The sequence below is a fragment of the Streptomyces panaciradicis genome (assembly GCF_023516615.1).
GTDB lineage: Bacteria > Actinomycetota > Actinomycetes > Streptomycetales > Streptomycetaceae > Streptomyces > Streptomyces panaciradicis.
This window is the reverse complement of sequence record NZ_JAMGBF010000044.1, coordinates 1-14505: the sequence shown is the minus strand read 5'-3', so window position 1 is coordinate 14505 and position 14505 is coordinate 1. Positions and strand designations below refer to the sequence as shown.

The window sequence follows — 14505 nt, the reverse complement described above, 5'->3', positions numbered from 1 at the left end:
TTCGCCGCCACCAGTCGACCGACAGATGCGTCCGGCGTCCCTTCGGCCGCATCATGGTGGCGCCGGACGGGACAACCGGCAGCCGGTGTGGGAGGAACTTTGTCGTTGGTGGGCCGTACGTCCGAACTGAACGCTCTTCGGGCCGTGTTGGCCGGTGCGGAGCACGAGGGGACAGCACTGCTGCTGCAGGGCGACCCCGGGGTCGGGAAGACCGTGTTGCTGGATGCCGTCGCCGCGCGGGCCCGGGCGGACGGGCTGCGTCTGCTGCGGCTCGTCGGCGTCGAGAGCGAGCAGGCACTGGCCTTCTCCGCCCTGCACCAGCTGCTCTACCCGCTCTTCGACCACCTCGGGAAACTGCCCTCTTTCCAAAGTCGCGCCCTTGAGCAGGCCCTTTCCCTGCGCGAGGGCCAGGCACCGGGCCGGTTCGCCCTGTCCGCGGCGGCGCTGGCGCTCGTGCAGGCCGCGTCCGAGGAGCGGCCCCTGGCGGTCGTCGTGGACGACGTCCACTGGATCGACCGCTCCAGTGCCGAGGTGCTGACCTTCCTGACGCGCCGCCTCGGCAGCTGCAGAGCGGCCTTCGTCATGGCCGCGCGCAGCAAGGGCAACGGGTTCCTGGACACCACGGGACTGCGCGTGCTCGACGTCGGCCCGCTCGCGCCCGCCGACGCGCTGACGCTGCTGAACGACAGACATCCCGGGCTGGCCGAACCGACGCGGCGACGACTCCTGCAGGAGGCCGAGGGCAATCCCCTGGCCCTCGTGGAGCTTCCCGGTCAGCTCAGCGCCGCCCAGCGGGACGGCATCGAGGCTCTGCCGGTGAATCTCCCCCTCAGCAGCCGCCTCGAGAGCGTCTTCGCCGACCGTTTTCGCGCACTGACGCCGCCGGCTCGCTTCGCGCTGCTCCTGGCCGCGCTGGACGGGCAGCGCCCCGGCAACCTGCGAGACGTGAGGGCGGCGTCGGCCCAGGCCGGTGCGGAGGAAGTCGACCGCCTGCTGGAGGCCGCCGAGCGGGTCGGGCTGATCCGCGTCGACCACCTGGCGGAGCAGGTCACCTTCCGCCACCCCCTGGCCCGTTCCTGCGTGGTGCACATGTCGCCCGGTGGCCGTCGCAGAGCCGCGCACGGGCTGCTGGCCTCCGTCGCGAAGGGGGAACCGGAACGACGTGCCTGGCACCTCGCCCACGCCTCGGACGGACCCGACGAATCAGTGGCCGTCGAGCTGACCGAAGCCGCCGAGCGGACCCTGGCCCGCGGCGGCGCCGCGGAGGCGGCCGCGGCGTTCCGTCGTGCGGCCGAACTCAGCCAGGACCGGGCCGCCCGTACCGGCCGTCTGGACAAGGCGGCCTTCGCCGCCGGCATCGGCGGCCTGCTGGAGACGGCACGCGAACTGGCCGAGGCGAACAGCGCGGAGACCCTGCGGGGGACGGCGGCCGCCGCCTACGTGCTGTTCCACCGGGAGGGAGACATCGACGCCGTCTTCCGCGTCCTCGTCCCCGTCATGCGGGCGGCCGCCGAAGACAGTGTCCTGGAGGACTCCGACGCGTTCGACGACGCCTTCTACGTCCTGCTCAACGCGGCCGTCTGGGCAGGACGCGCCGAACTGTGGCCACCTGTGTACGACCTGCTCGGCCGGGTCTCGGAGGCCGCACGGATGTGCTTCGACGCCGTCGCCGACCCCGCCCGCACCGCCCATGACGTACGGCAGCGGCTGGACCGCGCGACGGCCGCCCTCTCCCCCGCCACCCCCTCGTGGCGGGTCACCTGGCTGATCTACTCGGCGATGTACGTGGACTGCTTCGCCTTCTACGACGGTGTGTGGCGGGACCTTGTCGGCCACGACGCGTACGACAGTCTGCGCTTCGCCCAAGTGGCGCGGGCCCACGACGCCTTCATGCTGGGCGACTGGGACAAGATGATCGCCGTCGGCTCGAGGAACATCGCGGACGCCGCCGACCACGAGTACAACCTGCTCCACATGGTCTTCACCTACGGGCTGGCGATGGTGGCCTCCGGCCGGGGCGACGAAGAGGCGCTGCGCGGGCACTGCGAGGCGATCACCGCCTGGGCCCAACCCCGCCGTATGAACCTGCTGTTGAGCACGGTGAACGAGACTCGCGCACGTGCGGCGGTCGGACGCGGGGACTTCGAGGAGGCCTTCGCGCTGACCGCCGCGTTGACGCCACCGGGAGAGCTGACCCCGCACTTTCCGCACTTCCCCCGCGTGTTCCTGGACCTCGTGGAATCCGCGATGCGCACCGGCAGGGTGGCCGAGGCCCGGGCACACGTGGAAGCGGGCCGGCAGGCGCGCATCGACGCCATCTCGCCGCACCACGCCCTCATCCTCGCCGCCGGCAGGGCGATCACCGCACCCGACGAGCAGGCGGAGGAGCTCTACGAAGCCGCACTCGCCCTGCCGGACGCCGGCCTGTGGACGTACGACTACGCCCGCACCCGCATGCTGTACGGCGAATGGCTGCGCCGCCGCCGGGAATACACCGCCGCCCGCGTCCAGTTGAGCGCGGCCCTGGAACTGTTCGAGCAGCATCTCAAGTCGCCCCCGTGGGCCCGCCGCGCCCGCAACGAGCTCCGGGCGGCCGGCGTGGACGTCGGGCTGCCGCAGGGCGGAGGCAGGGTGGCGATGAGCGCGCAGGAGCGCCGTATCGCCGAACTCGCGGCGAGCGGGCTGTCCAACAAGCAGATCGCCCAGCAGCTCAACATCTCGCCCCGCACAGCGGGCGCTCATCTCTACCGGGTGTTCCCCAAGCTGGGCATCACGTCGCGTGCCGCGCTGCGGGACGCGCTGAAGGCGTTCGACGAGTGACCGTCGCGACCTGAGCACGGGGCCGCTCACTCATTGACATGTCCTCTACCAAGCGGCACGCTGAGAGCCTTCCCGCACAGGTCCGTACCAGACTTCCGCACCCCCACCGGAGGTGGCCAGTGCCTCACTCACCCGGATCCCGTCGCGCCGCGGCGACCGCATCGGCGGCCGCCGTCCTCGGCGCGCTGCTGACCTTCGGCACGCCGTCGCCCGCGGACGCGGCCGCGGCGGCCGGCATCTGCAACAAGTACTGCGACGCCCGCGACCCCGCGTCGGCCACCTCCGACCGCACTCCCGTCAGCAGCACCCTGTACGGCCGCACCGTGCGACTGCATCTCTCGGACAACGATGTCATGGGGTGGGCCTCCATCGACGACGGCAACCCGGGTGACGAGGTCTGGCTGGACCGGAGCTTCGACGGCGGCCGCAGCTGGTCCGGCGGCAGCAAACTCGGCGACACCACGACACCTGCCGGCTCCCGCGGCTGGCGCACCCTCATGTACAACGTCGACGACTGGAACACCAGCGGCGTCGGAGCGCTGCGCGCCTGCGGCAAGGCCGGGGACCGCCCGGAGATCACCTGCACGGCCTGGGCCCGGGTCGACTGGAACGCCTGGAGCCGGGGCACCGCCGCGGCGACCGCGCTGATGATGTCGTACGACCGCACCACGGGTCTGTTCGGCGGCAACGGCTGGTGGACGGCCGCCAACGCCCTGACCGCCGTCCTCGACAACGCCCGCGTCAGCGGCATGCCCAGCTACCGGTACGCCATCGCCTCCACCTACGACAAGAACATCGGCGCCCAGGGCGGCAACTTCACCAACGACTATCTGGACGACACCGGTTGGTGGGGCCTGGCCTGGGTCGCCGCCTACGACGCCACCGGGGACAGCCGCTATCTGAACACCGCGCGCGCCGACGCCGACCACATGAACGCCTACTGGACCGCGACCTGCGGCGGCGGAGTGCTCTGGAACGAGACGAAGACCTACAAGAACGCCATCACCAACGAACTGTTCCTCCAGCTCAACGCAGCGCTCCACAACCGGATCAGCGGTGACTCCGTCTATCTGGCCCGGGCGAGGAACGAGTGGGCCTGGTTCCGGCAGAGCGGCATGATCAACGGCGATCACCTGATCAACGACGGTCTCACCGACGCCTGCGCGAACAACGGCCAGACCACCTGGACCTACAACCAGGGCGTCGTCCTCGGCGGGCTCACCGAGCTGTACCGGGCAACGGGAGACAGCTCTCTGCTCACCACGGCCCGGCAGCTGGCCGACGCCTCCACGGTCCGCCTTCAGACCGACGGGGTCCTGCGCGAACCGGGCGAGTCCGACGGCTGCACAGGCGACGGCCCGTCCTTCAAGGGTGCCTACGTCCGCGGCCTGGGCAGGCTCGACGCCCAGTTGTCCGACCATCCCTACGCGGCCACCCTGGACCGCTGGGCGGACGCGGCCTACGCCCACGACCGCAACGCCCTCGACCAGTACGGCCCGCACTGGAACGGCGGAGCGGGCAGCAGCGACTACGGCTGCCAGCAAAGCGTGCTGGACCTGCTCAACGCGGCAGGCCAGTGACCGGCGACGGGACCGTCGTACGCCGTCGAAACCGTTTCGGGTCCCCGGACCGGCCGCCTCGGCCGGGTCACGCGCCCGTCCCGGCCGGGCGGGCCGTTCGTGCCCTGCGCTGAGGGGGACCCTGCGCCCCATGAGGGACACACGACATCGTCGGACGGGGCAGAACAGGCTGCTGCGGCTGCTGGACGGCCTGGAGCGGCAGACTCGTACCGACACGGTGATCGACCTGGTCAGCCGTGGCGTGCGGGCCCTGCCGCTGGGCGGTGGTGGCCGCGACCTGCTGCACGGCAGGTGGCTGGGCCATCCCGTGCATCCGCTGATGGTGCAGGTCCCCATCGGCAGCTGGCTGTCCGCCGCCGTGCTGGATCTGCGGCCCGGGCGTTCACGCGAGGCGGGATTGCTGATCGGCGTCGGCCTGGCCGCCGCCGCCCCGGCCACGCTGGCGGGAGCCGTCGACTGGGCCGAGTTGCATCGCCCCCAGCAGCGCGTCGGCCTGGTGCACGCGCTGGCGAACACGGCGGCCGTCGGGCTGTACGCCGCCTCGCTCGCCTGCCGTGCCACGAACCGCACCGGAGCCGGCCGTGGACTCGCCTTCCTGGGGCACCGGATCGGTGCCGTGGCCGAGTTCCCGGCCGGCCGGGCGGTGCGGCGCACCGTGGACGACGTGCCCGTGCTGGTGGTCCGGGAGAGCGGCGGGGACGTACGCGCGCTGGCCGACCGATGCAGCCATCCGGCGGGACCGGCAGGCGCGACGCCATCGACGCGGCGGGGCACGAGACCGACCGTTCGTGACGTCGCCCCACGCCGGGCGGCACACCCAGTGCACCGCCGGCGAGACCCGTCCCCGGCCTTCGATGAGCCGACCTCAGTGCCGAACTCCTACTTGCTGGCGGCGAAACGCATCAGCGCATGCTCGTCGCCCTGCTTGATCTTCCCCGTCGTGTTGATCACTTCGAGCTTCCAACTGCCCCCGACGCGCACCGCCTTCGCCACGGCGCAGCCGTTGTCCTGGGTGAGCAGGCTCGGCCAGATGTCGGCGACCTGCTGAGAGCTGCCCCCTGTGGCGTCGTAGACCTTGAAGCTCACGTTGCGCGCCTTCTGGAAGGAGCTGCCCTTCTTGTAGGCGGCGGCCACGAACACGATCGACGTGATGTTGGGCGGGATCCGGGCGAACTCGACGGTGACCTTCTCGTCGTCGCCGTCGCCGTGTCCGGTCTGGTTGTCGCCGCTGTGGACCAACGAGCCGTTGCCCATCGGGTCGAGCGAGTCCAGCCCCGCGAGGCGCACCGGATCTCCGCCCTGCAGGGCGATGGCGATCAGGTCCAGATCGGTGCCGCTCTTGCGGCGCAGCTTGCCCAGCACTCCGCCGCTGCTGCCGGCCGTGGGATCCCAGGAAACGCCGATGGACAGGTGGGTCACCCCGTCCAGGTCGGCCGGACCGTCTTCCTTGGTGAGCGTGATCATGTGTGCGCTTCCTCCGTCGATGGAACTACAACACGCAGAGTGTGCCTGGTGCCTGTTTGGTTCCCGGTGACGGGTAGGCCCCCGGTTCGAGCCTCGTCGAAAGCTTTGTGACGCCTTGTCTCCTCGGCGGAGACTGGCTGCCGCGCCGCACCCGACCGAGGTGAGCGCGAGCACCGCACGTGACCGTCACAAGGGGGAAAACATGAGATTCCATCGGTCCGCCCTGATCTCCACGGCCATGGCCGCCGTCGCCCTGGGAGCCGCGACGGCCCTGGCGGCGCCGGCCTCCGCCGCGCCCAACACCACGCCGCAGAAGGTCTGCGGCAGCGCCTACAAGACCGTGAACTCCGCCGCCGTCGGCTCTCTGGGCACCGTCTACCTGACGTACAACGCCACGAACGGCAAGAACTGCGTCGCGACCATCCGCAGCAACCCGGGTACCGCCGTGGACATGTCCACCTGGATCTACGTGCCCGACACCGACCAGGGCGCCAATGACTTCGGGCAGTACACGTCGTACGCGGGACCGGCGTACGTGTACGGCAAGGGTCACTGCATCGACTGGGGCGGCAGCATCTCCAACGTGACCGTCCAGGTGACGGGCTCCAACTGCGCCGCCCTGAAGGAGCACCGGGTCACCTCGACCCGCTGAACCGCCCGTCCATGTCCGGCGAGGGGCCGGGTGCGGGCACGTCGGCCTCGATGCCGACGCGCCGACACCGCACCCGGCCCCGACCCGTGCCGACGGCCGGAGGCGGCACTGCCCTGCACGCTGCGCCCGCCGCCGTCAGCGGAGCACCAGGAGGCGGCGAGGAGCGAAACGGGAGGTCCCCCAGGTCCCGGCCGGCGAGGGGCGCCAGCCCCAGGCCAGCAGCGCCCGGTACGACTCCAGGTCGCCGCCGTCCACCAGGGTGACGGCGGGAACGCCGGTGTGACCACCGAGCAGCCGTTTCTGCAGGCGCCGGGCGAGGTTCCAGTCGCGGGTCTGGTCCTGGGTGCGCACGCGGCGCTCGACGAGGATGCCGGCCACGACGAACAGCCCGTCCACGGCGGCGAGGTCGAGCAGGTCCTGTGGAAGATATCCGTCGAGGTCCCGCCACCAGGACCCGGCGCGGTGCACCGGGAAACCGTAGGCACACGCCGTGAGTGCCTTCGCACCCGAAGAACCGACGGCCTCCGCGACGAGCAGCTCGAACCCCGGCCGCCGCGCATGCTCCGCAAGCCGCCGCTGAAAGGCCGTGCCACGGTCCTGGCCCGAGGGTCCCCCGTACGTCGGCTCCCGCGGAGCGCACGTCGCGGTGCGTGCGTACAACGCGTCGAGTTCCCCCATCCGGTCGTCGACCTGGCGCCTGGTCAGCGCCCTGACGAATTCACCCTCCTCGGGCGGCGCTCCCCGCCGCCGCGCGTGCGGCATCGGCTCCTCGGGGGAGTTCCGGTGTGACCCCACCGGCCTGGGACGGCTGGTCGCCGGGTGGGCCGGCTTGTGCGCGGTCATGGGACGAACCTTGCTCCGCGACCGGACGGAGTCCGGCACCCGGCGTCGTCGTTCACCGAGAACGGTGCGGCGTCTTGGCCGGCACACGAGGAACCCTCGGTCCGCTCGAGCCTACGCCCCCGCCTCCCGCACGTACCCGGGAGCACGAGAACGCGCCAGTGGAAGGCGGCCGGGATGCGGCGCCGCTCGCGGGCGGATGAAATCGACCGGTACGGGGATGCTCTGGGCATCAACGTCGACGAGCGCGACCGCGGTGGCCTGGCGAGCTCTTTTCGGGGCATCCGCGTCACAGCAGCGGCCGGAGCGGGTCGAAACAGGGAATGACGCCCTGACGACCGAGCACGGCAGGAAAGGACACCATCACCGTGACCATGGATGTCTGCGGGCCTCCGGCCCCGGAGGCGGGGACGGCCCGGAGACCGGCCGCACCCGGCTGCGGCGGCACCGCTCTGCCGCCCGTCCTGAACGCGGTGACCTGGAGAGCCGGACGCTCCGGAGCGCCGTCTTTTCCGCACCTCCACCTGCGCCTCGGCGCCGTATCGCATCGTGAGCCTCATGTCCGTTGACCCGTACCCCAGTGACACCCGCCCGGCCGTGCGCACCGCCCGCGCGTCCCGGCCGCCGGCCACCTGGTGGCCGGCGCTTCGGCGTACGCCGGTGTCGTTGTGGAACGACGACATCTCGGACTTCGCGGCGGCCCTGACGTACTACGCGATCCTCGCCGTGCTGCCCGCTCTGCTGGTGGCGGTCCTCGCGTTCGGGCTGATCAGTCCCGGCACGGCCCGGGAGTTCGTCACGCAGGTCACCGCCTACGCGCCCGCAGAGTCGGCGGTGGCCCTGCACGCCGCCCTGTCCCGGATGCTGGGCGTGGACGGGGGCGCGTGGCCCCTGCTGGTGGTCGGCACCGTGAGCGCACTGTGGTCGGCCTCCAGTTATCTCGCCGTCTTCCGCCGTGCGCTGCACCGAATGCACCGGGTCGAGGACAGCCGTTCGCCGCTGCGCCGGGCCCACCGCATCGTGCTCACCGCGTTCGGACTGCTCGTCCTGCTGCTGACCGGTTCTCTGGCCCTGCTGCTCACGGGGCCCGTCGCCGAGAACGTGGGCCGGGTGTTCGGCCTGGGCGCCACGGCGGCCTGGGGCTGGAGCGTGCTGCGCTGGCCGCTGCTGCTGTGCCTGGTGGCGCTGCTGGTCATCGTGGTCTTCCACACCGGTCCGGTCACCGCACGCCGGCGTGCGCACAGTCTGCCCGGCGGGGTCCTGGCCGCCCTGCTGTGGCTGGCCGTCTCCACCGGCTTCGCGCTGTACGCCTCCACGCTGAGCACGTACAGCAGGCTCTACGGCTCCCTCGCCGGCGCCGTCGTGTTCCTGATCTGGCTGTGGCTGTCCAACCTCGCGCTGCTCAGCGGCGCGCAGTTCACGGCCGAGCTGAGCAAGGACGCCGTCAAGATGCCGTGACCCCGGCACAACAGTGGTTGTGAGCGAACCTGTGGCGCGTCAGGGGGTCAGTTCGGCGCGGAGGTCTCCGCGGCCCCGGCGTCCCGGGTGGCGACCCAGGAGGCGAGCAGCCGCAGGCCCTCCTCGGAGGGGGAGCCCGGCTCGGCGGTGTAGATGGTGAGGGTGAGGCCGGGCTCAGCGGCCATCTCCAACCCTTCGTAGGCGAGGGTGAGTTCGCCGACGGCATGGTGGTGGAAGCGCTTGGTGCCGGTGCCGTGGTGGCGGACGTCGTGGGCGCCCCAGCGGGTGCGGAAGTCGTCGCTGCGGGTGGACAGTTCACCGACGAGGTCGTGGAGGCCCTTGTCGTGGGGGTTGCGGCCGGCTTCGGTGCGCAGAATGGCGACGGCGATGTCGGCGGCCAGGTCCCAGTCGGGGTAGAAACGGCGCGAAGCCGGGTCGAGGAAGCTGAAGCGGGCCAGGTTCGCCTGGTTGTGGGGCGTGGCGTAGACGTCGGCGTAAAGGGCGCGCGCGAGCCGGTTGGCGGCGAGGAGGTCCATACGGCCGTTGCGCACGAAGGCCGGACCGGCGGTGACGGCGTCCAGGACCCATTGCAGGCTGCGGTGCGCCTTCCACTGCGTCGAGCGGCGCCGGGGGCGCGTGAGGGTGTCGGAGCCGTCGGCCGCGTGCGCGAGGTTGAGCAGGTGGGCGCGTTCGGCGCCGTCGAGCCGCAGAGCCCGGGCCAGGGCTTCCAGGACGGCCGGGGAGGCGCCGGCGAGGTTGCCGCGCTCCAGCTTGGAGTAGTACTCGACGCTCATGTCCGCCAGGGCCGCGACCTCGCTGCGGCGCAGGCCCGGCACCCGGCGCCGGCTGCCCGAGGGCAGGCCGGCCTGCTCGGGGGTGATCTTCGCGCGCCGCGAGGTCAGGAACTCGCGGACCTCTGCCTGGTTGTCCACGCCTTCGACGGTACGTCCCCTGCGCGACCGCAGGGATGTACTGGCAGTACACCCTTCGACGGTGCCTCGCTCCGCGTGCCGGGCGCGGGTTGGATGGAGGACGTGGTGCTCTTCCCCCGGCCGCGAGCCGGCGGGCGGACGCCCCATGGCTCTGCACCCGGCGGCGGCCGTTCCCCCTGGTCCGTCGCCCCGGCACGCGAAGGACTCCCTCATGCGCGGCGCAATGATCCACGCCCCCGGTGACATCCGCCTCGAGACCCTGGACGACCCCGAGATCCTCGCTCCGACCGACGCCGTCATCCGTACGGCCGTAACCTGCGTGTGCGGCTCGGACCTGTGGCCCTACCGAGGTCTGGAGCCGACGGACCGGCCGCACCCGATGGGCCACGAGTACGTCGGCTTCGTCGAGGAGGTCGGCAGCGAGGTCACCGCGGTCAAGCCGGGCCAGTTCGTCGTCGGCTCCTTCGCCACCTCCGACAACACCTGCGCCAACTGCCGCAACGGCTTCCAGTCCAACTGTCTGCACCGCGAGTTCATGTCCACCTGCCAGGCCGACTACGTCCGCATCCCCAACGCCCAGGGCACCCTGGTCGCCACCGACCGGGTTCCGGGCGAGGAGCTGTGGCCGAGCCTGCTGGCCGTGTCCGACGTCATGGGCACCGGCTGGTGGGCCGCGGACGCCGCCGAGGTCGGCCCCGGTTCGACCGCCGTGGTCGTCGGGGACGGCGCGGTCGGCCTGTGCGCGGTCATCGCCGCCAGGGAGAGGGGCGCCGAGCGGATCATCGCCATGTCGCGGCACGAGCCGCGGCAGAACCTGGCCCGCGAGTTCGGCGCCACCGACATCGTCACCGAGCGCGGCGACGACGGCGTCGCCCGGATCCGCGAGCTGACCGGCGGGATCGGCGCGGACAGTGTGCTGGAGTGCGTCGGCACCGAGGAGGCCATGCACCAGGCCCTGCGCTGCGCCCGGCCGGGCGGCAACGTGGGCTTCGTCGGCGTCCCGCACGGCGTCGCCGTGGACGGACAGGAGCTGTTCTTCTCCCACGTCGGCCTGCGCGGCGGCCCCGCCCCCGTTCGCCGCTACCTGCCCGACCTCATCGACCGCGTCCTGACCGGCGCCATCGCCCCGGGCAAGGTCTTCGACCTCACCCTGCCGCTCGACCAGGTCGCCGAGGGCTACAAGGCCATGGACGAGCGCCGCGCCATCAAGACCCTGCTCAAGCCCTGACCTGCGCGCAGCGCGACGTCCCAGCGCTGCCCGAAGCCACGGCCCCCGCGCCGGCCACGCCGGACGGCCCAACGCGACGAGCGCAGGGGCCTGAAGATCGCCGCCGAACGCGCCTCCGCCCGGACGCACCCCGGCACAGACCGACACCACCGAACCACAGGAAGATCAACGTGGAGCACATCACCTCGACCCCTACCGCCAAGGCACCGGCCGAACGGTTCACCGGCGACGTCTACCTCAACATGATCGACACTCCGACCGAACCCGCCCGCCTCGTCGCCGCCCTGGTCCGCTTCACGCCCGGTGCGCGCACCAACTGGCACCGGCATGCCAACGGCCAGACCCTCTACGTCACCGACGGCACCGGACTGGTCGGCACCCGCGACGGCGGTGTCGTGCGCGTCAGCTCCGGCCACACCGTCAGGTGCCCCGCGGGCGAGGAGCACTGGCACGGCGCCACCGACACCACCCTCATGGCGCACATCGCCATGGTCGTCGGCAACGCCGACGGCGACGGCACCACCTGGCTGGAGCCCGTCACCGACGAGCAGTACGCCGACGCCCTGCGGACGGCCCGCTGACTCGTGCGCCACGGCGGGACACCTCGATGCGGCCCCTCCCGTGGGCCGCTGTCCCGCATGCGAGCCGGCGCCCGAGACCGCACGCTGGTGCCATGACCAGCACGCAGCCCATCGTGATCTACCCGCCCGCCGAAGACGGAGGGCGGCGGGTGCGGGTGGCGGAGCGGTTCGTCGGGATGGCGTACGGGCTGCTGGACATCATCGAGTTCCTGCGCCTCGCGGGCTTGGAGAGCACCGACGAGGCGTGGGTGCGGCAGTCGGGGTCGATCGAGTGGCGGGGCGGCGGACCGGACATGTGGGAGCACTGAGACCCGGCCGCCCGCGGCCCGCTCCTCGGGGGCATTGTCAGTGGTGGCAGGCAGGATGACGGACATGACGACACCTGCAGCAGTGATCACGGATGCCGCCGCCTACGCCCAGGCGGTCGAAGAGGCGGTGACGGCGGCCGCCGCCTACTACGCGGGCGGGACCTCGGCACTCGACGACGACGCCTACGACCGTCTGGTACGCGGCATCGCCTCGTGGGAGGCGGACCATCCCGAGCAGGTGCTGCCCGACACGCCGACGGGGAAGGTCGCCGGCGGCGCCGTGGAGGGCGATGTCCCGCACACGGTGGCGATGCTGAGCCTGGACAACGTGTTCTCGCCGGACGAGTTCACCGCCTGGACGGCCTCGCTCGCCCGCCGCATCGGCCATGAGCCCGAGCGGTTCAGCGTCGAGCCGAAACTGGACGGTCTCGCGGTCGCCGCCCGCTACACCAACGGCCGTCTGAGACAGCTGATCACCCGCGGGGACGGGACGGCCGGTGAGGACGTCTCGCACGCCATCGGCACCATCGAGGGCCTGCCGGACGAACTCGCCGAACCGGTCACCGTCGAGGTGCGCGGCGAAGTCCTCATGACGACGGCCCAGTTCGAGCACGCCAACGAGGTCCGTACGGCGCACGGCGGGCAGCCGTTCGCCAACCCGCGCGGCGCGTCCGCCGGCACCCTGCGCGCCAAGGAGCGCGCCTACACCGTACCGATGACGTTCTTCGGCTACGGCCTGCTGCCCCTGCCCGACACCGACGCGGCGCTCGCCGCACGGCTGGGCGAACTCGCGCACAGCGAGCTCATGACGCAGGCCGCCGCGTACGGCGTCCACACCACCGCCACGACCGCGGTGCCCGGCATCACCGCCGACACCACCGAGCGGGTGCTGGCCCGGGTGCAGGAGATCGCCGCGCTGCGGGCCGAGCTGCCGTTCGGGATCGACGGGATCGTCGTCAAGGCGGACCTGGCCGCCGACCAGCAGGCGGCGGGGTCGGGTTCGCGCGCTCCGCGCTGGGCCATCGCGTACAAGCTGCCGGCGGTCGAGAAGATCACCCGGCTGCTGGAGGTGGAGTGGAACGTCGGCCGCACCGGCATCATCGCCCCGCGTGCCGTCCTGGAGCCGGTCGAGATCGACGGCGCCACCATCACCTACGCCACCCTGCACAATCCGGCCGACATCACCCGCCGCGACCTGCGGCTGGGCGACCAGGTGATGGTGCACCGGGCCGGCGACGTCATCCCCCGCGTCGAAGCCCCCGTCGCCCACCTGCGCACCGGCGACGAGCGGCCCATCGCCTTCCCCGAGGTGTGCCCGCGCTGCGGAGCCGGGATCGACACCAGCGAGCAGCGCTGGCGCTGCGAGAACGGACGCAACTGCCACCTGGTGGCCGCCCTGTCCTACGCCGCCGGCCGCGATCAGCTCGACATCGAGGGCCTCGGGCACACTCGGGTGGTCCAGCTCGTGGATGCCGGCCTGGTGGCCGATCTCGCCGACCTGTTCGCCCTCACCCGCGAGCAGCTGATGAGGCTGGAGCGAATGGGCGAGACCAGCACCGACAACCTCCTCACCGCGATCGGCGCGGCCAAGGAGCAGCCGTTGTCCCGGGTGCTGTGCGCGCTCGGCATCCGCGGCACCGGCCGCTCCATGTCCCGCCGTATCGCGAGGCACTTCGCGACCATGGACGACATCCGCGCCGCGGACGCGGAGGCGATGCAGCAGGTCGAGGGCATCGGCACCGAGAAGGCCCCGTCGATCGTCGCCGAGCTCGCCGAACTCGCCCCGCTCATCGACAAGCTGGCCGCCGCCGGGGTGAACATGACGGAACCCGGCGCCACTCCCCCGTCGGCCGCCGCCCCGACCGGCGACGCGGACGCCGGCGGTGAGGCCGCGGGAACGGAGGGCGGACCGCTGGCCGGGATGACGGTGGTGGTCACCGGCGCGATGACCGGTGCACTGGAGAAGCTCAGCCGCAACGAGATGAACGAGCTGATCGAACGGGCCGGCGGCCGTTCCTCCTCCAGCGTCTCCAAGAAGACCAGCCTGGTCGTCGCCGGGGACGGCGCCGGCTCCAAGCGGGCCAAGGCCGAGACCCTGGGCGTCCGCCTGGCCACCCCGGACGAATTCGCCGCTCTGGTGGCCGACTTCATCGGGTGATCCCTCTCCGGCGGGTGTGCCTCACATCACCCCGGCAGGGGGGAGGGACCGGGAACAGTCCCGGGTGGTCGACCGTTCATTCAGGTGTGGCTGCGGAGGGGACAGTGTCCCCGGGCCTCACCTTCCGCCCATGGGGACGATCGTTCGGCTGAAGCCCCATGGAGCATCCCGCCGAGAGGCGACCGCCCTCCGCAAGCCACCCCGTACGGCCCCGGCTGGTCTCCCCCGTCCAGCCGGGGCCTTTTTCACCACCGGGGGCGGAGCGCGCGGCGCCGGTCAGCACCCCCGACACCCGCGGGCCTGCCTGCGCGGCACCGGCAGCCCCGCGCTCACGCGGTCAGCTCGCCTGCCCGGGCACCTGCTTACTGGCGTCGACGATCGCACGCTGGGTGATGGCGCTGGTGAACGTGACGGTGCCGACCTTGAACGGACTGTGCGCCACCGCCTTGACCACCACGGTCCGCTCGCCGAGGAACCGCAGGGT

Annotated in this window: 11 protein-coding genes and 1 pseudogene; 9 read left to right on the top strand and 3 right to left on the bottom strand. The window is 72.0% G+C overall.

Annotated features, from left to right (window positions below; all coding sequences use genetic code 11):
• Positions 1–108: 108 nt before the first annotated feature.
• The 3 genes and pseudogenes from M8J74_RS17045 to M8J74_RS17035 all read left to right on the top strand — a co-directional run.
• Positions 109–2820 (top strand): AAA family ATPase, encoded by a 2712-nt coding sequence (locus tag M8J74_RS17045; RefSeq protein ID WP_249837216.1) that lies wholly within the window; start codon positions 109–111, stop codon positions 2818–2820.
• Positions 2821–2858: 38 nt separating this feature from the next.
• Positions 2859–4400 (top strand): glycoside hydrolase family 76 protein, encoded by a 1542-nt coding sequence (locus M8J74_RS17040; protein WP_372500196.1) that lies wholly within the window; start codon positions 2859–2861, stop codon positions 4398–4400.
• Positions 4401–4530: 130 nt separating this feature from the next.
• Positions 4531–5142, top strand: a pseudogene (locus M8J74_RS17035) (DUF2231 domain-containing protein); the annotation flags it as partial.
• 137 nt (positions 5143–5279) lie between these two features.
• Here M8J74_RS17035 and M8J74_RS17030 read toward each other — a convergent pair.
• Positions 5280–5864: a TerD family protein gene (locus M8J74_RS17030; protein ID WP_249837215.1), complete on the bottom strand. Its 585-nt coding sequence runs from the start codon at positions 5862–5864 to the stop codon at positions 5280–5282.
• 202 nt (positions 5865–6066) lie between these two features.
• On the opposite strand from M8J74_RS17030, the gene M8J74_RS17025 reads away from it, so the two are divergent.
• The gene (locus tag M8J74_RS17025) at positions 6067–6516 is read left to right on the top strand and encodes a spore-associated protein (RefSeq protein WP_249837214.1); all 450 of its coding nucleotides are present in this window, start codon (positions 6067–6069) and stop codon (positions 6514–6516) included.
• Positions 6517–6651: 135 nt separating this feature from the next.
• On the opposite strand, the gene M8J74_RS17020 is transcribed toward M8J74_RS17025, so the two are convergent.
• Positions 6652–7359: a hypothetical protein gene (locus M8J74_RS17020; protein WP_249837213.1), complete on the bottom strand. Its 708-nt coding sequence runs from the start codon at positions 7357–7359 to the stop codon at positions 6652–6654.
• Between the two features lie 555 nt (positions 7360–7914).
• Between M8J74_RS17020 and M8J74_RS17015 the strand changes: the two genes are divergently transcribed.
• A complete protein-coding gene (locus M8J74_RS17015; protein WP_249837212.1) occupies positions 7915–8814 on the top strand; it encodes a YihY/virulence factor BrkB family protein in 900 nt (299 codons plus the stop codon).
• Between the two features lie 47 nt (positions 8815–8861).
• Here M8J74_RS17015 and M8J74_RS17010 read toward each other — a convergent pair whose 3' ends face one another.
• Positions 8862–9746: a helix-turn-helix transcriptional regulator gene (locus tag M8J74_RS17010; protein ID WP_249837211.1), complete on the bottom strand. Its 885-nt coding sequence runs from the start codon at positions 9744–9746 to the stop codon at positions 8862–8864.
• Between the two features lie 211 nt (positions 9747–9957).
• On the opposite strand from M8J74_RS17010, the gene M8J74_RS17005 reads away from it, so the two are divergent.
• The 4 genes from M8J74_RS17005 (at position 9958) to ligA (ending at position 14021) form a co-directional block, all read left to right on the top strand.
• Positions 9958–10974 (top strand): zinc-dependent alcohol dehydrogenase family protein, encoded by a 1017-nt coding sequence (locus M8J74_RS17005; RefSeq protein WP_249837210.1) that lies wholly within the window; start codon positions 9958–9960, stop codon positions 10972–10974.
• A gap of 170 nt (positions 10975–11144) precedes the next feature.
• Positions 11145–11555: a (R)-mandelonitrile lyase gene (locus M8J74_RS17000; RefSeq protein ID WP_249837209.1), complete on the top strand. Its 411-nt coding sequence runs from the start codon at positions 11145–11147 to the stop codon at positions 11553–11555.
• 92 nt (positions 11556–11647) lie between these two features.
• Positions 11648–11863, top strand: coding sequence for a hypothetical protein (locus tag M8J74_RS16995; protein WP_058921009.1), 216 nt, complete (start codon positions 11648–11650; stop codon positions 11861–11863).
• Between the two features lie 64 nt (positions 11864–11927).
• Entirely contained in the window at positions 11928–14021 is a 2094-nt protein-coding gene (ligA, locus tag M8J74_RS16990) for an NAD-dependent DNA ligase LigA (protein WP_249837208.1), read from the top strand.
• Positions 14022–14505: the final 484 nt, after the last annotated feature.

Excerpts from the sequence above, each read along its gene's own strand:
- M8J74_RS17040 (WP_372500196.1), top strand. The coding sequence starts at position 2,859 with ATGTCCTCTACCAAGCGGCACGCTGAGAGCCTTCCCGCACAGGTCCGT.
- M8J74_RS17030 (WP_249837215.1), bottom strand. The coding sequence starts at position 5,864 with ATGATCACGCTCACCAAGGAAGACGGTCCGGCCGACCTGGACGGGGTG.
- M8J74_RS17025 (WP_249837214.1), top strand. The coding sequence starts at position 6,067 with ATGAGATTCCATCGGTCCGCCCTGATCTCCACGGCCATGGCCGCCGTC.
- M8J74_RS17020 (WP_249837213.1), bottom strand. The coding sequence starts at position 7,359 with ATGACCGCGCACAAGCCGGCCCACCCGGCGACCAGCCGTCCCAGGCCG.
- M8J74_RS17015 (WP_249837212.1), top strand. The coding sequence starts at position 7,915 with ATGTCCGTTGACCCGTACCCCAGTGACACCCGCCCGGCCGTGCGCACC.
- M8J74_RS17005 (WP_249837210.1), top strand. The coding sequence starts at position 9,958 with ATGCGCGGCGCAATGATCCACGCCCCCGGTGACATCCGCCTCGAGACC.
- M8J74_RS16995 (WP_058921009.1), top strand. The coding sequence starts at position 11,648 with ATGACCAGCACGCAGCCCATCGTGATCTACCCGCCCGCCGAAGACGGA.
- ligA (WP_249837208.1), top strand. The coding sequence starts at position 11,928 with ATGACGACACCTGCAGCAGTGATCACGGATGCCGCCGCCTACGCCCAG.